This window comes from Deinococcus peraridilitoris DSM 19664 (genome assembly GCF_000317835.1).
Taxonomy (GTDB): domain Bacteria; phylum Deinococcota; class Deinococci; order Deinococcales; family Deinococcaceae; genus Deinococcus_A; species Deinococcus_A peraridilitoris.
Map to the genome: position 1 here is coordinate 1,403,380 of NC_019793.1, position 22,561 is coordinate 1,425,940.

The window sequence follows — 22,561 nt, forward strand, 5'->3', positions numbered from 1 at the left end:
CTTCACGGCGTCCTTGCCAGGGTACCGACAAGCAGTCGATTTTGTCGGCGAATTCTTGTGACTTATGCCTGGAATCTGCAGCTCATAGACCCGCCAAGCGTCAGGGGTGCCTGTGGTCGATCTGGCGCCCCTTCCCAATGCTGGAGAGCGAGGGGCTGGTGGTGCTGTGTTTCCGAACGGCAGCAGGTCGCTCGACTTCCGTCTGTCAAGAAACCCTGAATTCCTGCACCGTTCCCAGAAGTCACATCTGTGTACTGTAAGGGATGACCCGTCTCCCACTTGTCGTCATCGGCACGTCCGCAGGCGGAGTGGCCGCCCTGAAGCACCTCGTGAGTCAGCTGCCGCCGGACTTCCCCGCTGCCCTCGGCATCGTGCTCCACATTTCAGCGGACGCGCCGTCCCTTCTTCCCGAGATTCTCAGCCGCTGCGGGCCGCTGCCCGCCCAGCAGCCTCAGGGCCGCGAACGCCTTCAGGCCGGCCGCATCTACCTCGCGCCACCCGACCATCACCTGCACGTGGACGGCGATCACGTAGAAGCGACCAAAGGCCCCACGGAGAACCGCCACCGGCCTGCTGTGGACGTGCTGTTCCGCTCCGCTGCGTACACGCGGGGAAGCGACGTGATCGGCGTCATTCTCACCGGGCTGCTGAGCGACGGCACGTCCGGCTTCTGGGCCATCCGTCAACGCGGGGGCATCACGGTGGTACAAGACCCCCAGGACGCCGAGTACGACTCCATGCCCCGAAGCGCCTTGTCACATGTGGACGTGCAACACGTCGTGCCGCTGCAGGAACTCGCGGCGCTGCTGGTGAGCCTCGTCACGCAGGACCGGCGGGAAGAGGAAGTGCAAGCGATGGATGAACAGGAACTGCGGCGCCTGCAGGTAGAGACCAAGGTGGCGCGGGATGAACGCGCGTACCAGCGGGGTGTCCTCGACCTCGGACAGGCGTCGTTCATCTCGTGTCCGGAGTGCCACGGGACGATGGTGGAGCTGCGTGAAGGCAGCATTATCCGCTTTCGCTGCCACACCGGGCACGCGTTCAACTCCGACAGCCTGCTGAGCGCTTTGTCGAAGAACAGCGAGACGCAGGCGTATCAGTTGTTGCGCTCGCTGGAAGAGACCGAGGTGTTGTTGCGCCGCCTCGCGCGGCACTCCCAGGAACTGGGGGACGAGCGCCGCGCGCAGGTGCTCCTCGGTCCGATTGACGAGTTGGAAGCATGGGGCCAAGGCGCGCGTGACTTGGCGCTGAGCAACCGTCGCTTGAGCGAAACGGGCCTCCTGCAAGGTGAGAACGACGCAACGGTGACAAAGAATGGGGATTGAGGGCTCCCGACAAGAGGTGGAACAGGAGGTGGCGTGAGCAAGCCAGGCCGCAGTTACCTTTAACCGAGGTCAGGAAACGAAAAAGCGGCTTGCGGACCCGCACGACGATCGAACGATGCGCGGCAGTCAGCGCGGCTTCGGCAAACTGAAGCCGAAGGTGGCACCCTGCCCCTGCGTGCCTGAGCACTCCTCCCGCACACAAACTTCTGAACGTGCCCCTTCTGACGCTGCACTTGCTGAATTACCTGAACGACGAAGGGTACCGGCGCCGCATTCAGACGCAGCTTAACCGGGGAGAGAGCCGACACAGCCTGGCCCGCGCGGTCTTTCATGGCCGGCGGGATGAGGTGCGGGAACGGTATCGCGACGGGCAGGAAGACGTACTGGGCGCGCTGGGTTTCATAGTGAACGCGTTGTCCTGTGGAACACCCGGTACACCGCAGCGATTCTGGAGTGGCTGGAGGGCCTCGGCGAGGACGTGATCAAGGAGGATATCGCGCGCTTATCGCCGCTGAAGTTCGCGCACGTCAACATGCTGGGCCGGTATCGTTTCGAGGTGCCCGATGACGTTGCGGCAGGGGTCATGCGCTCCTTGCGTGATCCAAATGCCGTGGAGGAGTTGGGGATGGCTTGGACAGCATAACTGCTAATTGTGCTTTGCCTTTCTAACGTGACTTATCCCGCCGACAGTAACGTCAGGCCTGTAATGCCTGAGACCTGCAGGAGACCCGTGAGGAGGCTGCAGGCACGACCGGGGTCTCTCAGATTCCCGCGTCTCCTGGGGCCTCCTGGCAGCCTTTATTCATGTGGGTGCCTATCCTGCTCAAGGTGCGCCAGCACGACATGCAATGGCCGTCACAGCGAGACTTTATCGTGTCATCCGGGGGGTCCAGCCAGGCAGACTTTTGGTGCTCAGTCCTGATGGGCCCATGACCTCCACCAGCACGGCTTGCAAGCCTCATAGGAGAGAGCTTTCGTATCACTCTCAGGCGCTCCAGGCGCTCGATCACCCCGAGCGACTCGTGACCCGAGCACCCCGAGCGCCCCCTGTGGCACGCTGGTGTGACATGGACTCCCCCGCGCTCGTTCGCACGCCCCGCCAGGTCGCGGAGCTGCTGGGCCTCTCGATGCCTGCCCTGCGCCGTCACGCCGCCACGCTGGAGGACGTCACCGGCCAGGTGCTCCCCAGGGGTGAGCACCTGGAGCGCCTGTGGCCTGAAGCGTCGGTCGAGGCGCTCAGAACCGCGCTGGCGTGCGTTCACCGGCAGGAGTTCACCAGTGTGGGTGACGCGCTCAGGGCGCAACTGCAGCCGCAGTCGCCCCTCCGGTCGTGAGGAGCCTGCCGGATGACCTGCGCGCCCTTATCCGCGAGGAGCTGCGCGTGGTGCTGCGGGAAGAACTCGCCGCCATAAAGGAGGGCGCACAGGGCGCTCTGCCACCCCCGAGCGCCCCCCTGGATGCCGACCAAGTGCGTGAAATCCTGCGTACCGAGGTGCTGGCCGCGATGAATCCGGAGAGACTGCGGATAGTTTTTCACTCCGCGCAGGAACACTCACCGGTCATTCCATCAACCCCCGCCGCGTCACCGGGATGGTGGTCTCGACTGGTGGCCTGGCTGCGGAGCTGAAGACCTCAGTCAAAGAGCCGAGACCACCCTGTTTTTACTGCCACTAATCGTACTTAGCAGCAGTAATCGGGTAAGCAGTACGGGATTCGACAGACACTTAAGACGGGTTGAGTATCAGCGTCCAGTTCACACGAAGGTCGAGGCGTACCGTGACTTATGGACGAGGATATTGCCATTACCTGGACGAACTATCTCACCGAAGAGCAGCGTGAGCGCCTTCGAGTCCTGAGAGCCGCGAAATGCACTGTCGAAGCGCAAGCCGCCCCAGCCGACCCGCTGCACGATATGCCTGAGGGGCTGATTATCGAAGTCCTCGTGGACAAGCACGCGGTCGTGAAGATTCGCGGTACGGCGGAAGAGCTTCCCGAAATATTCGAGAAGGCGTACCAGGGGGCGCAGGCGCTGTTCATGTACGTGAACCGACCAGAGACAACTGAGGAGCCATGAGCAAAAGCCTGGCTAAAACGTGGACGGAACAACTCAGCGACGAGCAGCGTGAACAGTTGCACTGGTTGCAGGAGAACAAGTGCGTGGTGGAAGCGACAGACGTTCCTCCAGACCTGCTGGCTGAACTCCCCGCTGGGCTGCTGCTGACCGTGGCCGTGGACAAGCACATCGTCATCAAGGAGCGGGGTACTGACATTTCTGAACTCTTCCGGCAATTGTTCGAGGCGGCGCGGTTGTTTCTCAAATTTCCAAAGCCCTAGCAGCAGGCGAAGGAACGAAAAAAGCGCTCTTTCGAGCGCTGATAAGGACAAGATCGCGACTTATTAAATGAGAAGCAACATATACAGCCGGTTCAGACGATCCAGGACAAGAACACGGCAACGATATTCATGGCCAGGACCATGATGGAATTGTTCCACCCGATGAACGCCATGGCTGCGTGTGGAGGAACGTTCTCTGCCCTGCGTGCCTCGCCATGAAGGCCATTCATTGACAGCACCATGTCGCAAAAGCCATGCACCCACAAGGTGACCGAGGTCAGGGCAAACCACCAGATGCCGTTTGGTACCATGAAGAACAACAGGAGCGCCAGGTTGATCAGCCCCAGACCACTCTGGAGGATTCTGGATGCTGACGATCAACTGCAGGCCAGGGCAGCGTACCCCCGAGCTTGATTTTGCTGGACGTGGACATGCCCAGGATAAATGGCTTTGAGCTGCTCGCGCGGCTCAAGGCCGATCCGGTGATGCGGCGCGTACCAGTTGTGATGCTGTCGACATCACAGGATGAGCGGGACATCGACCGCACTTATGATTTGGGAGCGAACGCTTATGTCACGAAGCCAGTGGATCTCCCTCAGTTCCTGGCGCTCGTGGCTGAGCTGCTCAAATTCTGGCTGAAGCTCGCCGCCCTCCCGACCCGCCCGGAAGCTTAATCGCAAGATCGTGGTACGAGAAGGTCAGGAGGGTGTAGCGCACGGCAAGCAGACAAACGGAACGGGCGAAGCGACCTGTATGGCGATCACTCTTCCGGAGGGCTCACTTCACCTGCTGATCGATCAATGCCCCGATATTGTCGGACTCACCCCAGAAGTTATGGTGCAGCAGGTCCTCCAGAGGGAGCCGGGAGCGCCAACCACGTGTCTGAAGTTCCGGTTCGGTCAAAAATTCGCTGACGTACCCGACACACAGATAGGCGAGTGGGTACACGTCTGCGGGCAAGTGCAAGACGTCAGCAAGGCATCGCTCATCCAGAATGCTGACCCAGCCGACCCCGATGCCTTCCGCGCGAGCGGCGAGCCATAAATTCTGCACGGCCAGGCAGGCGCTGAACAAATCGGCGTCCAGGACCGTGTTTCTTCCCAGGACGTGCGGACCGCCACGCGACCTGGAGCAGGTCACGACAATGTTCAGCGGGCTTTCCAGGATGCCTTCCAACTTCAGGCGACGGTACAGTTCGGCCTGTTCGCCCTGATAGTGCTGCGCAGCCCGCTCGTTTTCCTGTTCATAGAGCCGCTTCACGCGCTGCCTGACGTGCAGGTCATCAATCAGGATGAAGTCCCAGGGCTGCATGAATCCAACTGAGGGAGCGTGATGTGCGGCTTGCAGCAGGCGCCGGAGGATCGGTGCGGGAATGGGATCTGGCATGAATTGCGAGCGCACGTCACGCCGCTCTGAAATGGCTCGGTAGACGCCGCGACGCTCCTCGACGCTGAAATCGGGCGGTCGGGGCATGTCGGAAGTCTAGCATTACCCGCTGCCAGAGCCTGAAAGGAGCGGTCCGTCCCACTCCGCTTACAAGCTCAGGTCGATGCCTTGCTCCTGCTGCCCGGATTCGACAGTCACCAGATCCGGGTACTTCGCATTGGGTTCTCCAGCGTCCAGCTGAGCATTGCCGTTGAGGTCCGTGAATACATTCACGGCGTACCGACCGGCTGGCAGTTCCGGCACAACATACGGAGTGCTGCTGCTGACCGTACCCAGATCCAGGATCTTCGACCGCACAGGATCAGGCGAAGTGCCGTTCATGTACACCGCTTGCACGAAGGTTTTTGCTGCGGTCGTGGTGGGGGGTGTTGGTGTGGACTCAGCCGCCGTCAACGCTTTGGCGGCGTCCACCAGCCCCGCGCCGCAGTCTGAACCCGATGGGCGGTTGCAGGCCGTCGCGGTCAGTGGAGTGGCGGTGGCTCGCAGCACTTCTTCCGCGTCCGCCAGGGTCAGCGCCGGTCGCTGTGCCTTCAGCAAGGACACCAGCCCGGCGACGTGTGGAGTGGCCATGCTCGTGCCCGCCATGGCGGCGTAGGCGTAGGTCTTGTTGGTGTCATCGTACCAGGTGCTGAGAATACCCTTGGTGGATTCGCCGCCGGGGGCCATCACATCAATGGGGCTGCCGTAATTGGAGTAACTGGCGCGGCTGGTGCTGGCGTTGGTGGCACCGACGGTCAGGACGTTCTTGCAGTTGGCAGGGAACACCTTCGAGGCGTCTGTGTTCTCATTTCCAGCGGCAACGACGGAAATAGCGCCAGTGCTGTTCACGGCGTCAAGGGCGGCTTGCAGGGAGGTGGGGCAGCTGCCGGTAGCGCCCAGGCTGAGATTGATGATGGCCGCCGGGTTGGGGTTGGCCGGGACGTCCTTCACCGCCTTTCCGACGGACCAGAGGATGCCGTCAATGACGTCCGTCATGTCCCCGCCATTCACGCCCAACACGCGGACGGGCAGGATCTTGGCGTTCCAGCTCACTCCCGCGACGCCTTTGCTGTTGTTCGTCGCAGCGGCGATGGTGCCGGCCACGTGACTGCCGTGGTAGGAGGATTGGCCACTGGTTTCGTCACCGCTGTCGTACGCGTCCGCGTCGCGTCCATCACCGTCGTTGGCGGTGGTGGTGTCGCTGATGAAGTCGTAGCCGGGCAGGACCTTGTTGACCAGATCGGGATGACGTTTGCCGCTCGTGGTGTCGCTGTACAGGATGCCGGTGTCGATCACGGCGACGGTGGTGCTGGTGCCGGTGGTGATGTCCCAGGCCTGTGGGAGGTTGATGGCGGGGTAATGCCACTGGTTTTTGTAGTACGTGTCGTTGGGCGTCGCCGTGAGGCTGACCCGGACGTTCGGGTCGGCGAAGAGCACGTCGGGTCGGGCGCGCAGGGACGCCAGGATCGCCTCGGTGCGCTCGATGCTGGCGGTGGGCGAGCTGAACAGCCAGGTGTCATCCAGCGTGAGCTCACGTTGAGCGTGGAGGGTGTAGCCTTCGACGTTGATGGACGCTGGTGCAGAGCCACCGGAGTTCCGGATGCGGATGATGAACTCACCGGGGATGACTTGGGTGAGGTCGAGCGCTTGTGGCGTGGGGTGAGCGGCAATGTTGGCCGCACTGGTGAGGGTGACCACGCCGGAGATACTGCCTGGGCTGGTGGTTGGAGGGGCTGTTGGGCTGGTCTGGGTGGTGCCGCAAGCGGTGAGGGTGAAGGTCAGGAGAGCGATTTGGCTCAGGCGGGTAGGCATGGTTGTGCTCCTCGTGCGGTCTCACCATTGGCTCGCTTCACCCCAGGTGACCGGTTAGGTGGGTGAAGGTCTGCGCCTCCGAGGGTCGTACTGGTGTGTTCCTCTTGAGAAGAAGATAAAGCTGGGGGCATGACACTTTTCTGACTTGAATTCTTCATCGAGAAAACGATCTCGCCGCAGTCGTTATTTTTGCCTTATACCCCCTCTTAGGGGGGTGTGATCTTTTTCATGTTCTTTGTCAGAAATGTGTCAGCTTCATGAGTAAATACTGAGGGCGCAGAAGGAAGCGAAGCACACAAGCCGTCACCTCTGCAGGCCACCCCACCACACGGGACAAGACAACTCCACCTTCCCTATCCCGTACCGCCCTCCCTCCTGATGCGCAATGACCTGCCTTCCATACCCGGTCACCCGGAAGACAGCGAGCCAATGGTGAGACCGACCAGGAGAACCACATGAAAAAACTCGTTACCATCACTGCCGCCCTCGTCCTTGCTTTCGGCGCTGCCAGCGCGCAGACCACCGAAACCAGCACCAGCACTGCCCTGTCCAGCTACCTCAAAGCGCTCGTCGCTTCCGGCGCCACCGTCACCCTCCTCGACGAGAGCGGCGCGGAAACCACCGACCTGAGCCTTGCCAAACAGGTGAGCGTCACGTACGGCGAGAACAACACTCAAACGTACGACATCACCAAGGTCAACGCGGAGAGCGGCATGGTTTTCGTGACGTACAAGGGCCTCACCCTCCCGCTGATTGCGGTGGTGAACCGCGAGGCCGCCGCGCAACGCTCCACGGCCGCCAAGGCCGCTGCCGAAGCGAAGGCCGCTGAAGCAAAAGCGAAAGCCGCCAGCGCGAAACCCAGCGGCGCCGGCAAGCCCACGACCGCGGGAGCCGACGCTGCCACCAGCGGCCTGAGCAACACCAACGCCGCAACGGGTACAGAGCACTCCGCCGGAGGCATGGACCACGCCACCAGCGGTTCCGGAAACGCCACCGTCTCCACCGAGCAGCCTGCTACGCCCACTGTTCCTACGCCTCCTGCTCCGCGCACGGGCGCAGGCCGGCCTTAAGCACAACGAACCCCTTACTCTCGTCCCGGTCAATCCTGACCGGGACGTTTACTTGTTCTGGGACGTGATCCGTCAAGGGGAAGTTTCGCTGAAAACATCCTTTTCATCGTGCTCGGTACCCAATGCCATCACAGGGGTCAGCGCTGTTCACGAAGCACGTCACTGAGACCAGATTGTTCCTCTTCTGTGTCGTCACAACTTCACGGCAGCGAGGCACTTCTGCTCACCCTGGGGAGCACACCGCGCGTGGACGAGGGTGATGCTGCTTGCAGGGGAAGCCTATAACGTTGTCTCCTCGCGCGATTCACGTAGTGATCCCCGTTGCTGTTTTGGCCGGTGTTTTTGCTGTGCTGGCGTGACTCGCATAACGATCCGTAATCGCTGCGCGTTATCTTCTGGTCATCCCCTGAGATCGTCACCGTGCACGGATCAGCAATGAATTCACGCTCGACGTCCTCAGCGCGGTCCGGCTGAGCTTTCAGCAGGCACCGTACGTCTTGCAGTGCCTTGCGGTCCACGATGGAACTTGAGGCACGTACGGATGGGCTCGGCACGAGCGCACCTTCCGCTGACCTTCAGACTTCAAGGCGGCTGAACGTTGCTTACACCCTGGCCGGACAGGTGGCTGGGAAACTGAACACCTGTCGGGCGACATATGCGTAATTCCAGGTCTTCTGTTTACAATCGCCTTCCCCAGGTTCTGCTGGTCGAGGACAACCCGACTGACGTCAGCCTGGTCCAGGAAGCTTTCGGACAAGTCGACCGGCGCCACGACCTGCACATCGTCGCGGATGGCGCGGCCGCACTGGATTATCTGACGCGGCGCGGTGGGTTTGAGCGGGCACCCCGACCGGACCTGATCGTGCTGGACCTCGGGTTGCCAAAATGTGGCGGATTCGAGGTGCTCGAACGCGTCAAGGGCGATCCGCTGATGAGAAGCATCCCGGTGGTGATCCTGACGCAGTCCAAAGAGCAGGGGGACGTGTGGCGCAGCTACCATCAGCACGCCAACGCCTACATGGTGAAACCCGAGCGGGTTGCCGACTTTCTCGTGGCCCTGCGTCGCCTCGCGCAGTTTTACCTGGGCGACGTGCTGCTTCCGCCGCACGAGCCCGTGACCCACTGATCGCCAGACGCCGTTCGTGGCCGCCTGGAGGCACCGAAACGGTTGGCCTCACAGCGTCGGGAACACACGACCGTCCTGCGGTGCCCTTTGCTGGTGCGGCTTGTGCCTTTCGTGCCATTACACCGGGGCAGGCGTCAGGACAGCCTGACTTCCATGCGCTCACGCAAGCGCCGGACACCCTGTTCGAACAGGGCGGGGTCGTTGAGGGTCCGGGCGATGACGTAGGCACCCTGTACGGTCAGGAAAATCTCGTCTGCCTCTTCTGTGGGAACCTGAAACGTACGCACACGCTCACGAAAAGCGTCAAGGTACACCTGCACTACCTGGACCGCGCGCACAGCCGCGGGGCTGCCCATCGCGCGCAGTTCAGTGGCGAGCGTTCCGAAAGGACAACCATTGCGCGCCGCTTCGTCGGGGTCTTCGAGCAGCCAGTCGAAGTAGGCGGCGAACCAGGCTGGTGCTGGCTCGCTGGGCAGGCTTGCGAGCAGTTCGAGCAGTTCCCGTTCGCATCCGTCGAGAACGGCATAGATCAGCTCGTCACGCGTCTTGAAGTAGTAATAGAGATTTCCCAGGGGAATGCCGGCGGCCTGGGCAACATCTTTGAGGGTGCTGTCGCACACGCTCCTGGTACGGTAGAGCTGTAGCGCCGCGGTGACGATCTGGTTTCGTTTGTTGCGGGCAGAGCGGCCGGTCATGGGCCTCAAGATGCCATGAAGTGCAATCGAATTTTGTTGACGTACCTCCACCGTACGCTAAGTCAGCAATACAACTGAGTTCGCAACTTCGCCTCCGCCTGCCCCTGAAAGAGAGACAGACCATCATGCTCAACTGCCACTCGTTTGCCCTCGCCCTCTTCGGTCCTGTCATGGCAGGAGGCACGGAAGGTGGAGCCCGCCAGGAAGGGACGCTGAACGTAAACGGCGCACAAATTCATTACGTCAGCCAGGGACGGAAAACTCCCCTGCTGCTGCACGGCTATCCTCTCAGCGGTGAGCCGTTTGTCCTCGACTGGGCGCGCAGCAACGACCTCCACTGAACACGCACGCTGATCTTTACTTCTTTGAATCGGACATGTCTTCAACCTCACTACGATCAGGCTGGGAAAAGCGGAGCGACGCGGACATTCTGTGCGCCGTCGCTCTGCATGATGAGCAGGCCCTGCGAGAACTGCACCGCCGTCACGCGGGTTGCCTGCTCGCCCTCGCGCGCCACCAGCGGCTCGCGCGGCCGCTGCAGGCCGTCGAGGACGTCTTCGTGTTGATTCAGGAGTGCGCGTCATGCCACAAGAAATCGTCTCTCGACGCCCACAGCTGGCTGATCGGCCTGGCCGCACGTTACTTCTGCACTTGCCTCAAGGAAGGCGAGTGTGCCTGAACAATGTGGCATCGGGCTGGACCGCGCGATAATGCGGTCGGCGTGGACGCCCAGCATGCCCACGGCGGCCCCACCGCGCCTCAGACGCGAGAAGAGCGTGAGTAGTTCGAGCAGGAAGTGCAGCAGGTGGCCCCACAAGGAACCGTCTGAAATGCCGGGAACGCGCCCAGCCTGGCGCTGGAGTGGGCAGTGAAGTCGCTGTCCAAAGCTGCCGCGCTGCCGATCGCCGGTGTCTACCCGCAGACCATGCAGAGCTTTCCGATCGGCCGGGCGATGAACAAGAACCTCACGGTGCAGATGGGCAACTGCAATCACCGCAAGTACATTCCGATGCTGCCCGACCTCATTCAGCAGCTTACCCTCGATCCCACCAAGCCGCTCTCGCACGTCGAGCAAAAGAGTCACGCCCTCGCGGCCTACAAAGCCTTCGATGAGCGGCAGAGCGGCGGGCTGAAAGTCGGACCCGTTCCGGGCCTGTGAGCACTGCCGGTCTGCTGGGCAAGCTGCTGCACTCACTGGACGCCAGAGTGCCCGAAGACCCGCTTGTTACGCAGGCTCGCCGGGTCACCGGGCAACTCCGCCGGGTGGAGGTGAGCTGGGCGCCACGGGCACTCTGGTGGCAGCACGAATTTCACGCCGTATCAGAGCTCGAGGCATTGCTGGAGGTGCCATTCGGGTGGCTCACCCGGCGCCCGGCCATGCTGCGGGCTTTTACGCGCGCGCACGCCCTGCTTTGGAAAACGGAAGTGGCGCTGCACGAAGCCGGGCACGGCGCGGCCGGTTTGCTCGCCGGTTTCGAGCCGGCTTTGTCATGGACGACTGCCAGGCGCAGTTATCCGGGCGGCGTAGCACGGCCCACCCGGCATCCGGGACCCAGTGCCACGCTGCGCTGGACCTGGAAGGGTCAGGAACGGCGCGTCGTGGTGAACGGCGGTGAGCTGGGTCTGGACCTTCCAGAGCGACTGGTGGCCTTCGGCCTGGCGCCGCGCCTGCTGGCCTTGCCAGGCGGCACGCCACTTTCACTCAGCGCGCACGATGAGCGGCAAGTCGAGCAGTATCTGCGCAGTGCAGCCAGAGGAGAAAGCCCGGAAGCAGTGGTAAGCCGGATTGAGGGCCGACTTCGGGAACACCCGGACTTCAAATCCGGCGCGCACGCGCTCGCGCGGGCCTTGATCGAGTCGTGGCCCAACGGGTTGAGCGCCACGGAGACCCGGGCAGTGTTCACTGCGGCGTGTGAAGAACGGCGCGGTCACTCTGCCTGACAGTGGATTCCTGTCGGGCAACTGAAGGGAGCGTGACACCTCTCGACAGGAGGCACAGCTCAACAGGAGGCACAGGGCCCGACGACAGCGGACCCGGCGCCGGTGCAGGTGCCGCCAGGCGGCCAGGGCAGGTTAGAATGCTCCTGAGCCGTTTTACGGCAAGGTCACCTGACAACGCACTCGATTCCAGGAGGACAACATGGCAGTTTCACTGAAAAAAGGCGGGAACGTCAGTCTCACCAAAGAAGCCCCCACCATGAAGAGGCTCACCCTCGGGCTCGGCTGGGACCCACGCAAGACCGACGGTCAGAAGTTCGACCTCGACGCGATGGTGTTTCTGCTCGGCGCCAACGGGCAGGTGCGCTCGGATGCCGACTTCATCTTCTTCAACAACACCCAGAGCACTGACGGCAGCGTCGTTCACGCGGGCGACAACCGCTCCGGCGAAGGAGAGGGTGACGACGAAACCATCGAAATCAACCTCGAAAAAGTTCCGTCGGACGTCGACAAGATCGTGGCAAGTGTGGTGATTTACGAAGGCCAGGCGAACAACCAGAACTTCGGCATGGTCGACAAGGCCTACATCCGCGTGGTGAATGCCGACGGCGGCACGGAAGTCGCCCGCTATGACCTGACCGAGGACGGCGGCACCGTCACCGCCATGATCTTCGGTGAGCTGTACCGCCACAATGGCGAGTGGAAGTTCAAGGCGCGCGGCGAAGGATACGACGCAGGCTTTCAGGCGCTGGTAAAGAGTTACGGCGTCAACGTCTGATCGGGCGGCCACATCAGGGGAGGAGCGCAAGTTCCTCCCTTTTTCGCAGCCCGCACTGTCGCACTCCGCGGACCTGATGGCGCGTGATCGCGCCCGCCCTTCTCGTTATTGACAGGTGACTTGATGACCCAGCTGCAACGCGGTCAGCGTGTGCCCCTCAGTGCGCTGATCACCTCCTCCACCTTCGAGTTGCGCGCGAGCATCACCGGCGACGCGCACGAGTACGACGTCGCCTGCTTCCTGCTCGACGAGCACGACAAGGTTCCCGGCGACGAACACATCGTGTTTTACAACCAGGACGCCAGCCCGGACGGCTCGGTGCGTTACGCGAACTTTCAGGGTGAGACGCGCTTCACGGTCGACCTGAAACGGGTGAACCACCGCGTGCACAAAATGGTTCTGACGGTCACGCCGGACGGTGGAGAACTGCGCGGTGTCCGACGGGGTGAAGTCAGCATCCTGCAGGGCAGCGAGGCGCGCGCTTCGTACACGTTCAGCGGAACTGACTTTCCGACGGAACGCGCGATCATGGTGCTGGAGCTGTACAAACGCAACGGCGAGTGGCGCGCCGCGGCGGTCGGGCAGGGTTTCAGCGGCGGGCTCGCGGCGCTCGTCGCGCACTTCGGCAGCAGCGTCAGCGCTCCGCCGACACCGCCTGTTCCTTCAGCGAACCCGCCCATGGTCGACGTGAACCGTCCCGCGTCTGCCCAGAAAAACAACCCCGCCGGAAGCATCGACACGCGCAGACCGGAGCGCCCCCCCTCGTCGGGGCCACCCGTGTCGCTCACCAAGGTCACCCTGCACAAGCAGGGTGACAGCGCACGCATCAGCCTCAGCAAGGGCCAGCAGGTGGTACACGTCAACCTCAACTGGACGCAGCAGGCCGCGCGCGGCGGCTTTTTCGGCCGCGCCTCAGGCAGCGCGGACCTCGACCTCGGCTGCATGTTCGAGATGGAGGACGGCAGCAGCGGCGTGATGCAGGCCCTGGGGCGCAACCTGGGGTGCAGCGGCACCTTTCCTTACATCTACATCGACCAGGACGACCGCAGTGGCGTCAGTGCGAACGGCGAGAATCTCTACGTCGAAAAACCGGACCTGATTCGCCGGGTGCTGATCTTTGCCTTCATCTACGAAGGCACCAGCAACTTCCGCGACGTGAACGCGCACATGACCCTGAAGGACACCGCCGGGAACGAAGTGAAGCTGAACCTCGACAATCCGTCGAGCAGCGCCACCTTCTGCGCGGTGGCACTGCTCGAAAAACAGGGCAACCAGCTCATGGTGCGCAAGGAAGAGCGCTACTTCGCGGGCCACAAGCAGTGCGACGAGCACTACGTCTTCGGCTTTCAGTGGACGCGGGGCAGCAAATAAGCATCTGGCCGCCCGCTGCCGCGAGCGGTTTCTCATCGGGAGGATCATGCTGTGACAACTCCAGTGCAACTTTCACGCGGCGAAAAGCGCAAACTGACCGACCTCGGGGCCAGCCAGACCCTGAGTGTCACCTTCGACGCCGGACTCCCGGGCGCGGATGTCAGCGTCTTTGGCCTCGACGGCGACCGGAAGCTCCGAAACGACACGTACTTCGTGTTCTACAACCAGCCGCGCAGTCCGCACGGCGAAATTACCACCGACGCCCAGCCCAGCAGTGCGCACGCCTCCTTCACGCTGGACCTCGCGCAGCTTCCCCCGACGGTCACACGTCTGATGTTCGTCGCCACGCACGACGACACCCCCTTTTCCAGGGCGGGCACTGGCACCTGGTCACTTCGCTCGAATGGCCAGGAACTCGCGCGGTACGCTTACCAGGGCGCGGACTTTCAGGCGGAGAAAGCCGTGATGGTCGCCGAGGTGTATCAGCACGCCGGCGAGTGGCGTGTCGCGGCGGTCGGGCAGGGTTTCAACGGTGGTCTGGACGCGCTGCTCGTCTCGTTCGGCGGTGAGGTGGCCGCCGACGCGCCCGCGCCGCCCACGCCCGCGCCTGCACCGACGGCGCCCGTCGACCTCAAGAAGCAGGCCCGGGTAAGGCTCGACAAGGAAATTCAGCACAGTGCGCCGCAGCTGGTGAGTCTTGTCAAGCAGGCGCAGGTGAGCTTGCAGAAGAAAGGGCTCGACGAGCACACCGCCCGCATGGCCCTGGTGCTGGACATCAGCGGCAGTATGCAGGGCCTGTACGCCAACGGCACCGTGCAGCGTGTGGTCGAAAAAGCCCTCGCGCTTGGCAGCCGCTTTGACGATGACGGCCGCATCGACGTCTTTCTGTTCGGCGTGAACGCGCAGTACGCCGGTGAAGTGAGCGTGCGTGACGTCACCGGCTACGTGAATCGCCTGATGCGTACCACCCGTCTGGAAGGCGGGACCCAGTACGGCAAGGCGATGCAGCTGCTGCGCCGGCATTACTTCGGTGACGCCGTGAAGCGCAAGCAGCCCTTCGAGCAAAGCCTGCCGGTGTACGTGATGTTCGTGACGGACGGCGAGACCCAAGGTCAGGACGTGGCCGTGCAGCAACTGATGGACGGCAGCTACGAACCGCTGTTCTACAAGTTCCTCGGGGTGGGCCACGAGCGCTTTCAGTTTCTGCAGCGCCTCGACGACCTGCGGGGCCGCCTGATCGACAACGCCGACTTCGTTGCGGTCAACGATATCGACCGCGTTGGCGACGCCGAACTGTACGACCGTCTCGTGCAGGAATACCCGGAGTTTCTGCGCAGCGCCAAGGCGCACCGCATGCTGCCTCAGGGGCTGCGCTGAGCGCCCCCGCTGAGTGACAAACCGACGGCCGGTTTCAACCGGCCGTCAGCAGCCGGACCACCACCAGCAAAACGATTCCCAGGTACACCACCCGCACGAACGTGCTGCCCCGCAAGATGGCCATGCGGGCGCCCAGGGCGGCGCCGAGGGCGTTGGCAATTCCCATGGGCAAACCGATCCACCACACCATCGCTCCGGACAGCAGGAACGCCAGGAAGGCCGCGAGGTTGGTGAGGAAATTGATGACGCGGGCGTTGCCGCTGCCGGTGACGAAATCGAAGTACAGAAAACGCACGAACACGAACATCAGAAAAGTTCCGGTGCCGGGGCCAAAGAAACCGTCGTAGACGCCGATGGCGAACATGGCCGGCAGGGCAATCAAGAAGGTGCGGTGGGTCAGGCCCTCGTAGCGGCCTGAGAGGCCGAGTTTCCGGTTCGTCACGACCAGCACGCCGACCAGCAGGATAAGCGCGGCGATGATGTTGCGAAACAGCTCGTCATCGTCAAATCCCAGCACCAGCCGCGCTCCGAGGGTGCTGCCGAGCAGGGCGACGGGCGCGATTCGCAAGATGAGTGCCCGGTCGACGTGGCCTTTGCGCCAGAACTGCACAGACGCGGTGGCACCGCCAAAAATTGCCAGCAGTTTGTTGGTCGCGACGACCTGCGCCGGAGAGAGGCCCATGAAGTACAGGGTTGGAATGGTGATGATGCCGCCTCCACCGGCAATGGCGTCGACAAAACCAGCCAGGAAGGCCAGCGGCAGGGCAAACAGGAGCACGCTCGGGTCTGGCACCGGGGTACGTTAGCAGCTTTGCGAAGCATTTTGCCGGGCACAGAAGTGAAAGAGGAGGTCGGGTATCCCGACCTCCTCTTCCGGATAAAGGTACCGTACTGTTCTCGGTGACTCGGCCTATTTGGCGATCAGCACCAGCACACTGCGGCCGCACAGGCCGTACGTCGCGTACTCTCCCCCGACGTTGGAGGCGGCATTCAGGTCCACCTGACTGCTGCCTTCCGCCCAGGGGCAGGTGTCGGTCACGCGGTACCAGCTCTTGCCGGCGCCCGGCCACGGCAGGGTGAAATTGACGCTGCCCGACCAGCCGTTGTAGGCCACGTAGATCGCACTGGCAGAATCACCGAACTCGGTACCGTCGATGCGGTAAGCGAGGGCGTGGTTGGCGGCGTCATTCCAGTAGGTGCTGTCGGGCACCTGACCGTCAGGCTTGAACCAGCGCAGCTGCTCCATGACGTTGCCGTTGGTGTCCGCGCTCGAGTAGAAGCTGGCCGGACGCAGGGCCGGGTGGGCTTTGCGGAAGGCGATCATGTTCTGCGCGTAAGACTTGAAGTTCGTCTGGTCGGTATTGAGGGAATAATTCAGCCAGTTGGCGCCCGAATCGAGGTTGTAGGGATTGTTGTTGCAGTTCACGCCACGCAGGAATTCGTCACCGCCGGTCAGCATGGGCGTGCCGGCATTCAGCATCAGGAAGGCCAGGCCGTTGCGGGCGGCTTTGCGCTGGTCACTCGCGACACCCGCCTGATCCCAGCTGTTGTTGTGGTCCTCCCCGCCGTCGCTGGGGCCGTACGGCCAGGCCTGAGAGTTGTTCTTGTTGTTGCAGGAATACAGATCCTTGAGGGTGAAGCCGTCGTGCGCGACCATGAAGTTCACGCTGTTCCAGGGCTTGCGGCCATCATCCCCGTACAGGTCGCTCGAGCCCGCGAAGCGCGTGGCGAGCTGGGCGGGCGTGACACTTTCGGAGCCGAGTTTGTTCTGGTCTTTGCGCAGCAGATCGCGGTAATAGCCGTTCCATTCGCTCCAGCCACTCGGGAAGTTGCCCACCTGATAGGAGTTGCCGCCAATTGCCCAGGGTTCGGCGATCAGGTCCACGCCGCTGCCTCCTCCCGCCGGGCGGGGGGGAACGTCACGCACGATGCGGTTGAGGGCCGTGTTGGAATCGAGCTTGTCGTAATTGAAGCAGCCCTTGGTACAGGTATTTCCGAGAACGCTGGCCAGGTCGAAGCGGTAACCGTCGACGCCGAGCTCGTCACGCCAGTACTTCAGCGAATCGACGATCAGGTTCTGCGCCACCGGGTTGTAGGTGTTGTAGTTTCCGCCGACGCCGGTGTTGTCGTAGTAGTACTGGTTGTCGCTCGTGAGTTCGTAATAGGTGGGGTTGTCCAGCCCGCGCCAGGAGATGATGTTCGCGACGCTGGGGTCGGTGCTGGTATAGGTACCGCCCTCACCGGTGTGGTTGTACACCACGTCGATGAAGACCTTGATGCCCCGGTCGTGGAAGGCTTTGACCATGGCCTTGAATTCCCTGGTGGGCCCACCGGCGCTTTTGTCGCAGCTGTAGCGACGGTCGGGCGCGAAGTAGTTGAGGGTCATGTACCCCCAGTAATTGTCACCGCTGGTGCTGGTCGATGAGCGCCCGGTCGCGCTGTCGTTCGCGTCGTTGGCGTCGTTGTCGGTTTCCTGCACCGGCAGGAATTCCACGGCAGTCACACCAAGCGACTGCAGGGCGGCGGCTTTCGCGCCCGCGCCCGCGTAGGTACCGGCGCAGCTGACGCTGCTGTCACCCTTGCTGAGGCCGCGCAGGTGGACTTCGTAGATCACGTCGTCCTTGAGGGCGCGGCTTGGTTTGGTGCCGTAACTGCTGGTGTCGCTGGCCAGTACGATGCCTTTGGAGGCCACCACACCGCTGTCCTTGAGCCGGTGATCCGCGCCGGAGGCGTACACGGTGCCAGAGTAGTTTCCGCTGCTGGGGCTGATGGGGTCGTGGCTGATTTCCAGCGCGTAAGGATCGAGCAGCAGCTTGTTGGGATTGAAGCGGTTGCCGTTTGCGTCCACGTCCGTTACGAAACCGGCGCTGCTGCCCTTGGTCCAGGAGCTGGAATAGGTCCAGTTGGGCCCCCAGGCCCGGTAGCCGTAATACACCGGGCCGGTGATGCCGTAGGTGTTCTTGAGGGTATCGACCGAGACGGTGGAGCTCCAGACGTTGGTGGTGGTGTTTTTTGTCAGCACGTAGCGGACTTTTTCCTGTTGCCCGCTGGCGGCGGCGTACAGGTAGACCTCGATGCGCGAAGCGCGCGAGGAATACACCCGGAAGGTGATGTGTGACGTGCCGGTGGCCGTGCCACTGGAGTCGGTGTACCGCGCACCGAGCGAGGTTGGACTGAGCGCCTGGGCGGTGAGCGTGTCCGGTGAGGTGGGCGTGGTGTCCTGGGTTCCGCACGCCGCGAGAAGGAAAACAAGGGTCAGACCGAGGCCGGGTGTCCGCATACACGCTCCTGTGCTGTGCGGACAAATACTGGCTGCCGCACGGTGTTTCTTGTCTGTTCGGGGTAGCTTAACATTCCGCGCCCTCTGCCCTGACCTTGAGCGTTCGTCAATACAGCTCGCCCCGTTCGGCGCCCCCTCCGTGCCTGGTACGCTTGAATGTGAGGTGGTATGGGCGCAGCGGCTGGAACGGAAAGCGACCTCAGCGCAAACGACCTGCAATTTCTGAGACGCGCCATCGCCCTGAGCGCCAGGGCCAGGGCTGCCGGGAAGCATCCTTTTGGGGCGCTGGTCGTGGACGCGGAGGGTCGAATCGTCTCGGAGGCGGTGAACGACTCGCTGCCCCCCGCAGGTGATCCGACACGGCATGCCGAAATGCTCGCGGTGGCGCAGGCGGCACGCCTGCGCACCCCGGCGCAGTTGCAGTCTTCGACGCTCTACAGCAGCGCGGAGCCGTGTTGCATGTGTGCCGGGGCCATCTACTGGTGCAACGTCGGACGGGTGGTGTACGCCCTGTCCGAGGAGCGGCTGCTTGGCCTCACAGGGGACCACCCGGAAAATCCGACGTTCGCGTTGCCCTGCCGGGAGGTGTTCGCGCATGGCCAACGCGCCGTCCGGGTGCTGGGCCCTGCGCTGCAGGACGAAGCCGCCGAGATGCACCGGGAATTCTGGATTGGGCGATAGGAAGGCGTGCGGTTCAGTCGTACGGGGCGAAAATTCGCGGCGATGTCGGTGGATGAGAATTTCACGCGCAAGCTGAAGATGAACGCGGCTTCATGGTTGAAGAACTGCCCGATCTGTAAGACGCCCGGCGCAAAAGATGCCGCCAGGCAGCCTTCCCGAGAACCAAAAGCATTCATCCAGCAGACAGGGAAACAACACAATACACCGCAAGCATGAGTTTCTTTTCGGGATGGTCAATGGCCGCGACGTCGCAAATCATTTTCATTTCGTATTGTGAGATTCTTAACAACGACGAGAAGCTCAGTTGAGCGGCGCGCTTCTCTGCTTGCCTGTGCAGACTTTCCCAACAGCTTTTCATTGCCCACAGCAGGACGCTTTGCCCGCTGAGGAGAATTCATGCCGTACCCGATTCGCACGACCCTGGCCATGATCGGTCTCACCGCCCTGCTTGCCAGTTGCACAAGCGCCGGTCAGCCTCCCGGTGTTCAGGGTGTTCAGGGCCCCCCGGCGCCTTCCCCCGTGGCGCCTAGCCCAGCTGCCGGAACGCCGGGGCAGGCATCCGACTTGCGCCCTGTCCGGGCGACCAGTGCGAACGTTCCGCGGGACCGTGGCTTCAGTGAAAGCAATGCCTGGGACGACGATCTGGGCACTGGCTGGGGCACTGAAACGGCCGACGAGTGGATTCGTTTCGATCTCGGCACCGAGAAGACCATCGAGGCTCTTTCGCTGGCCTGGCAGCACGGTGACCAGCGCGTCGCCCACTTCGACCTTGAACTGTCCACCGACGGCGATCGCTGGACCCCGGCGCGTCGTCTGTACAGCAGTGGCACCACGCCGAGCCTGGAGCGGTACGAAATCGGCGGACAGCACGCCCGCTTTCTCCGCGTCACCAACCGCGGCAACTCCGAAGACTCCTCGATTGGCATCACCGAGGTGCGAATTCACAGCGTCCGCGGAGCAGCGGGCAACGTCTCCGGCACAGAAGAGCGGACCTACTTCGTGGATTGCCATACCGGCAAGGACAGCCACGCCGGTACCACCAGCGAGCAGGCCTGGAAGAGCCTGAGCAAGGTCAATGCGAGTGCCCTGAAACCCGGCGACCGGCTGCTGCTCAAGCGGGGCTGCAGCTGGGAGGGGCCACTCCATGCCCGCTGGAGCGGGCGCAGTGACGCCCCGATCGTCATCGACGTCTATGGGCAGGGTGAAGCACCCCTGATCCGCAATGGCCGACCCGGCGCGGTCGTCATTGCAGGCTCACATCAGATCATCCAGAACCTGCGCGTCACGGCCGACCGGCCACCCCGGCGTGACACCGGGCGCTGCAACGGACCGCTGGGCTGGCATGCCGGTTTCGCTTTCACGAGTGGCAGCCGCCACAACACCCTGCAGAACAGCCAGGCATCCGGCCTGACCGCCGGCGTGCACCTCGAAAGCGGCAGCACCCACAACAGGGTGCTGCGCAACCAGCTGACGAACAACGACGTCATGAGCAAGAACAACCGCGACAACGGCAACAACGACAGCGGCGCCTGGGGTGTGCTGATCAACGGCGACGACAACGAGGTGGCCTACAACTACTTTGAGGGCAACACCGCCTGCAGCGAGGATTACGGGGTCGAAGGTGCGTCCCTGGAGCTGTACTATGCCAAGCGCAACTATTTCCACCACAACACCTCGATCAACGACACCACCTTCGCGGAGCTGGGTGGGTCCCGCCGTGACCGCAGCGAACACAACCGCTTCGAGTACAACCTCTACGCGCCCCTGGACACGAACGGGCGCGGCGAGGCACTGGTGATTCGCGGTCACAAAAGCGACTGGGGAGGCAATCCCGGGACAGTCTTCAATCACAACACCGTCTACAACAGCAATGTCGGCGTTTACTGCGGCGACGGGTGCAACCGGAGCATCCTGACCCTGAAAAACAACATCATCGTGACCCGCGCCGGGGCCACCAAAGACACCCTGTGGACCGATGGTCCCATCGACGAGAGCGGCAATGTCTTCTGGCAGCTCGACGGGGAGCGCAGGGTGTTTATCGAGGGCCAGCAACTGACGGCTTCCTCGACGTGGGGTGACCCAAAGCTGACCGATCCCCGGCAGCGCAAGTTCGAGCCGAGCCCTGAAGCACCCAACCGCCGTGCGGGCGCCCTGCCCCTGCCCTGAACTTCGCCCCTATGGCGAGATCCCGGCTCACTGTCCCGGTTGTCGCAGCGCCCTACGGTCAAGTCACCGCAAGGCTGCCAGAGCAGAAAGAACCAGCACCTTGGCAGTGCTGGGACGGGCATTCGGACTGGCGGGCAGCTTGACTCGGGAAGTGGAAAGGGCGCCAGGTACGCTGAATTCTCGGGCAGTGACCTGATCGTCTGCTGAGCAGGCGGCCCGCCGTTCTCCTGCGCGCCTCACCCGCTCAACATGATCCCGAAGGCAGGCTGGTTCTGGGGTGGGTCAGGGCGCCCGACCCACCCTCGGTCCGGAAGGACTCCGGCGAACTTACCCGCGTTGCTGACATGTTCAGAGCTCAACTGCCGTTTCTCAAGAAAGCCCCAGGCCACCCTCAAGCGATCCTGCAAATTCCGGCATGCTCGCGTTCTACGCTGCTCTTGCGAGGTGGATATGAGGCAAGCCCGAACTGTTTCCCAGCTCGTCCTGCTGCTCGGTGCCCTGTGCATGACCACTCCTGCTCCTGTGAGCGCGCAGTCGGCGCTTCCGGCGCAACCGGCAGAGCCACAGCAGTTGACCCAAAAGCCACTGCTGTCGGGCCGCCTGCATGGTGTTCGCTGGGCCCTTTTTGCCCCCGGTCATGACGAGACCGAAAGCGGCACGCTGTTCCTGGCCCCACCGGGCAACGCGCAGGTGATCGGCGCGAAATATCAGGCTCAGGACGAAACGGTCGTGCTGTCTTACCGCAGCAGCGCCACACTGACCGAGGCGCTGGAAGTTCACGACCGTCAGCTGCAACAGCAGGGCTTTCAAGCTCGGAATCGACAGGTCGAGGGCCAACAGGCCCAGGTTGCTTACCACCGGCAACAGGGTCGGGTGGAGCTTCTCATCGCAGGGCAGCGGGGAACCTACCGGGTGTCCCTTGTGCTGAAGGACATCCGGCCCTAGAGCGTTTGTCCGTTCCACTGATGGAGAACAACACTCCATCAATTCCACTGTCTTGGGCAGAACGGACGCCCCCCTGGACGCCTGCCCGCTTCCATCCGCTCCAGCACAGGGTCTGCTCGCTCCCCGCGCTAAAGGCGCGTCCAGAGCTCGAGGGGCGACGCTTCGCGCGACCCGTTGGGCGGCTCTGGACGCTGCGCGGTTCCGCTCGGTCATAGACATTGATCAAAAACCGATCAAT

At 62.7% G+C, this 22,561-nt stretch carries 24 protein-coding genes and 1 pseudogene; 19 read left to right on the forward strand and 6 right to left on the reverse strand.

Annotated features, from left to right (window positions below):
* Window positions 1–263 precede the first annotated feature (263 nt).
* The 6 genes and pseudogenes from DEIPE_RS06740 to DEIPE_RS06765 all read left to right on the forward strand — a co-directional run bounded on the left by DEIPE_RS06740 (window position 264) and on the right by DEIPE_RS06765 (window position 3,659).
* Window positions 264–1,325: a chemotaxis protein CheB gene (locus tag DEIPE_RS06740; RefSeq protein ID WP_015235232.1), complete on the forward strand. Its 1,062-nt coding sequence runs from the start codon at window positions 264–266 to the stop codon at window positions 1,323–1,325.
* 224 nt (window positions 1,326–1,549) lie between these two features.
* A pseudogene (locus DEIPE_RS24850) lies at window positions 1,550–1,968 on the forward strand (Tn3 family transposase); the annotation flags it as partial.
* A 424-nt stretch (window positions 1,969–2,392) separates the two neighbouring features.
* Entirely contained in the window at window positions 2,393–2,659 is a 267-nt protein-coding gene (locus DEIPE_RS06750) for a hypothetical protein (RefSeq protein WP_015235233.1), read from the forward strand.
* Window positions 2,656–2,952, forward strand: a complete 297-nt coding sequence (locus tag DEIPE_RS06755; RefSeq protein WP_015235234.1) for a hypothetical protein — start codon at window positions 2,656–2,658, stop codon at window positions 2,950–2,952. The genes DEIPE_RS06750 and DEIPE_RS06755 overlap by 4 nt, the downstream gene beginning before the upstream one ends.
* 156 nt (window positions 2,953–3,108) lie before the next feature.
* The gene (locus tag DEIPE_RS06760; RefSeq protein WP_015235235.1) at window positions 3,109–3,399 is read left to right on the forward strand and encodes a hypothetical protein; all 291 of its coding nucleotides are present in this window, start codon (window positions 3,109–3,111) and stop codon (window positions 3,397–3,399) included.
* Window positions 3,396–3,659 carry a hypothetical protein gene (locus tag DEIPE_RS06765; protein ID WP_015235236.1) on the forward strand — a complete coding sequence of 88 codons (264 nt, stop codon included), beginning with the start codon at window positions 3,396–3,398 and terminating at the stop codon, window positions 3,657–3,659. Before DEIPE_RS06760 ends, DEIPE_RS06765 begins: the two co-directional genes overlap by 4 nt.
* A 92-nt stretch (window positions 3,660–3,751) precedes the next feature.
* On the opposite strand, the gene DEIPE_RS06770 is transcribed toward DEIPE_RS06765, so the two are convergent.
* Complete coding sequence (locus DEIPE_RS06770) at window positions 3,752–3,979, reverse strand: hypothetical protein (RefSeq protein ID WP_041230734.1); 228 nt, start codon at window positions 3,977–3,979, stop codon at window positions 3,752–3,754.
* Window positions 3,980–4,069: 90 nt separating this feature from the next.
* Between DEIPE_RS06770 and DEIPE_RS06775 the strand changes: the two genes are divergently transcribed.
* On the forward strand, window positions 4,070–4,333 hold the full coding sequence (locus DEIPE_RS06775) for a response regulator (protein WP_217218465.1): 264 nt from the start codon (window positions 4,070–4,072) through the stop codon (window positions 4,331–4,333).
* 103 nt (window positions 4,334–4,436) lie between these two features.
* Here DEIPE_RS06775 and bluB read toward each other — a convergent pair whose 3' ends face one another.
* Both bluB and DEIPE_RS06785 read right to left on the reverse strand, forming a co-directional pair.
* Window positions 4,437–5,132, reverse strand: coding sequence for a 5,6-dimethylbenzimidazole synthase (bluB, locus tag DEIPE_RS06780; RefSeq protein WP_015235238.1), 696 nt, complete (start codon window positions 5,130–5,132; stop codon window positions 4,437–4,439).
* A gap of 60 nt (window positions 5,133–5,192) precedes the next feature.
* A complete protein-coding gene (locus DEIPE_RS06785; protein ID WP_015235239.1) occupies window positions 5,193–6,896 on the reverse strand; it encodes a S8 family peptidase in 1,704 nt (567 codons plus the stop codon).
* Between the two features lie 455 nt (window positions 6,897–7,351).
* Between DEIPE_RS06785 and DEIPE_RS06790 the strand changes: the two genes are divergently transcribed.
* Window positions 7,352–7,966: a hypothetical protein gene (locus tag DEIPE_RS06790; RefSeq protein WP_015235240.1), complete on the forward strand. Its 615-nt coding sequence runs from the start codon at window positions 7,352–7,354 to the stop codon at window positions 7,964–7,966.
* 655 nt (window positions 7,967–8,621) lie between these two features.
* Window positions 8,622–9,092: a response regulator gene (locus DEIPE_RS06795; RefSeq protein ID WP_015235241.1), complete on the forward strand. Its 471-nt coding sequence runs from the start codon at window positions 8,622–8,624 to the stop codon at window positions 9,090–9,092.
* A 134-nt stretch (window positions 9,093–9,226) separates the two neighbouring features.
* Here the strand turns inward: DEIPE_RS06795 and DEIPE_RS06800 are convergent, their stop codons facing one another.
* Window positions 9,227–9,787 carry a TetR/AcrR family transcriptional regulator gene (locus DEIPE_RS06800; protein ID WP_015235242.1) on the reverse strand — a complete coding sequence of 187 codons (561 nt, stop codon included), beginning with the start codon at window positions 9,785–9,787 and terminating at the stop codon, window positions 9,227–9,229.
* Between the two features lie 125 nt (window positions 9,788–9,912).
* Between DEIPE_RS06800 and DEIPE_RS06805 the strand changes: the two genes are divergently transcribed.
* From DEIPE_RS06805 to DEIPE_RS06835, 7 genes are all read left to right on the forward strand, one after another.
* Window positions 9,913–10,128, forward strand: a complete 216-nt coding sequence (locus tag DEIPE_RS06805; protein WP_041230735.1) for a hypothetical protein — start codon at window positions 9,913–9,915, stop codon at window positions 10,126–10,128.
* A gap of 35 nt (window positions 10,129–10,163) precedes the next feature.
* Window positions 10,164–10,466, forward strand: a complete 303-nt coding sequence (locus tag DEIPE_RS06810; RefSeq protein WP_015235243.1) for a hypothetical protein — start codon at window positions 10,164–10,166, stop codon at window positions 10,464–10,466.
* 189 nt (window positions 10,467–10,655) lie between these two features.
* Complete coding sequence (locus DEIPE_RS22065) at window positions 10,656–10,946, forward strand: MDR/zinc-dependent alcohol dehydrogenase-like family protein (protein ID WP_052326650.1); 291 nt, start codon at window positions 10,656–10,658, stop codon at window positions 10,944–10,946.
* The gene (locus tag DEIPE_RS06820; protein WP_015235244.1) at window positions 10,943–11,728 is read left to right on the forward strand and encodes a hypothetical protein; all 786 of its coding nucleotides are present in this window, start codon (window positions 10,943–10,945) and stop codon (window positions 11,726–11,728) included. Before DEIPE_RS22065 ends, DEIPE_RS06820 begins: the two co-directional genes overlap by 4 nt.
* A gap of 199 nt (window positions 11,729–11,927) precedes the next feature.
* Entirely contained in the window at window positions 11,928–12,503 is a 576-nt protein-coding gene (locus DEIPE_RS06825; protein ID WP_015235245.1) for a TerD family protein, read from the forward strand.
* Between the two features lie 123 nt (window positions 12,504–12,626).
* Window positions 12,627–13,874 (forward strand): TerD family protein, encoded by a 1,248-nt coding sequence (locus DEIPE_RS06830; protein ID WP_015235246.1) that lies wholly within the window; start codon window positions 12,627–12,629, stop codon window positions 13,872–13,874.
* A gap of 51 nt (window positions 13,875–13,925) precedes the next feature.
* Entirely contained in the window at window positions 13,926–15,251 is a 1,326-nt protein-coding gene (locus DEIPE_RS06835; protein ID WP_015235247.1) for a VWA domain-containing protein, read from the forward strand.
* Between the two features lie 34 nt (window positions 15,252–15,285).
* Here DEIPE_RS06835 and DEIPE_RS06840 read toward each other — a convergent pair whose 3' ends face one another.
* Both DEIPE_RS06840 and DEIPE_RS06845 read right to left on the reverse strand, forming a co-directional pair.
* Entirely contained in the window at window positions 15,286–16,044 is a 759-nt protein-coding gene (locus DEIPE_RS06840) for a sulfite exporter TauE/SafE family protein (protein ID WP_041230737.1), read from the reverse strand.
* Between the two features lie 117 nt (window positions 16,045–16,161).
* Window positions 16,162–18,531, reverse strand: coding sequence for an isoamylase (locus tag DEIPE_RS06845; protein ID WP_015235249.1), 2,370 nt, complete (start codon window positions 18,529–18,531; stop codon window positions 16,162–16,164).
* Between the two features lie 168 nt (window positions 18,532–18,699).
* On the opposite strand from DEIPE_RS06845, the gene DEIPE_RS06850 reads away from it, so the two are divergent.
* The 3 genes from DEIPE_RS06850 (at window position 18,700) to DEIPE_RS06860 (ending at window position 22,323) form a co-directional block, all read left to right on the forward strand.
* Window positions 18,700–19,212, forward strand: coding sequence for a nucleoside deaminase (locus DEIPE_RS06850; protein WP_015235250.1), 513 nt, complete (start codon window positions 18,700–18,702; stop codon window positions 19,210–19,212).
* Between the two features lie 396 nt (window positions 19,213–19,608).
* Window positions 19,609–21,378 carry a discoidin domain-containing protein gene (locus DEIPE_RS06855; protein WP_015235251.1) on the forward strand — a complete coding sequence of 590 codons (1,770 nt, stop codon included), beginning with the start codon at window positions 19,609–19,611 and terminating at the stop codon, window positions 21,376–21,378.
* A gap of 450 nt (window positions 21,379–21,828) precedes the next feature.
* Window positions 21,829–22,323 (forward strand): hypothetical protein, encoded by a 495-nt coding sequence (locus DEIPE_RS06860; RefSeq protein WP_015235252.1) that lies wholly within the window; start codon window positions 21,829–21,831, stop codon window positions 22,321–22,323.
* Window positions 22,324–22,561 lie beyond the last annotated feature (238 nt).

Bases quoted from the DNA above. Each gene is read 5' to 3' on its own strand.
- bluB (WP_015235238.1), bottom strand. From the start codon at position 5,132: ATGCCCCGACCGCCCGATTTCAGCGTCGAGGAGCGTCGCGGCGTCTAC.
- DEIPE_RS06765 (WP_015235236.1), top strand. From the start codon at position 3,396: ATGAGCAAAAGCCTGGCTAAAACGTGGACGGAACAACTCAGCGACGAG.
- DEIPE_RS06740 (WP_015235232.1), top strand. From the start codon at position 264: ATGACCCGTCTCCCACTTGTCGTCATCGGCACGTCCGCAGGCGGAGTG.
- DEIPE_RS06795 (WP_015235241.1), top strand. From the start codon at position 8,622: ATGCGTAATTCCAGGTCTTCTGTTTACAATCGCCTTCCCCAGGTTCTG.
- DEIPE_RS06850 (WP_015235250.1), top strand. From the start codon at position 18,700: ATGGGCGCAGCGGCTGGAACGGAAAGCGACCTCAGCGCAAACGACCTG.
- DEIPE_RS06845 (WP_015235249.1), bottom strand. From the start codon at position 18,531: ATGCGGACACCCGGCCTCGGTCTGACCCTTGTTTTCCTTCTCGCGGCG.
- DEIPE_RS06810 (WP_015235243.1), top strand. From the start codon at position 10,164: ATGTCTTCAACCTCACTACGATCAGGCTGGGAAAAGCGGAGCGACGCG.
- DEIPE_RS06830 (WP_015235246.1), top strand. From the start codon at position 12,627: ATGACCCAGCTGCAACGCGGTCAGCGTGTGCCCCTCAGTGCGCTGATC.
- DEIPE_RS06825 (WP_015235245.1), top strand. From the start codon at position 11,928: ATGGCAGTTTCACTGAAAAAAGGCGGGAACGTCAGTCTCACCAAAGAA.
- DEIPE_RS06760 (WP_015235235.1), top strand. From the start codon at position 3,109: ATGGACGAGGATATTGCCATTACCTGGACGAACTATCTCACCGAAGAG.
- DEIPE_RS06785 (WP_015235239.1), bottom strand. From the start codon at position 6,896: ATGCCTACCCGCCTGAGCCAAATCGCTCTCCTGACCTTCACCCTCACC.
- DEIPE_RS06790 (WP_015235240.1), top strand. From the start codon at position 7,352: ATGAAAAAACTCGTTACCATCACTGCCGCCCTCGTCCTTGCTTTCGGC.
- DEIPE_RS06805 (WP_041230735.1), top strand. From the start codon at position 9,913: ATGCTCAACTGCCACTCGTTTGCCCTCGCCCTCTTCGGTCCTGTCATG.
- DEIPE_RS06855 (WP_015235251.1), top strand. From the start codon at position 19,609: ATGCCGTACCCGATTCGCACGACCCTGGCCATGATCGGTCTCACCGCC.
- DEIPE_RS06750 (WP_015235233.1), top strand. From the start codon at position 2,393: ATGGACTCCCCCGCGCTCGTTCGCACGCCCCGCCAGGTCGCGGAGCTG.
- DEIPE_RS06800 (WP_015235242.1), bottom strand. From the start codon at position 9,787: ATGACCGGCCGCTCTGCCCGCAACAAACGAAACCAGATCGTCACCGCG.
- DEIPE_RS06860 (WP_015235252.1), top strand. From the start codon at position 21,829: ATGAGGCAAGCCCGAACTGTTTCCCAGCTCGTCCTGCTGCTCGGTGCC.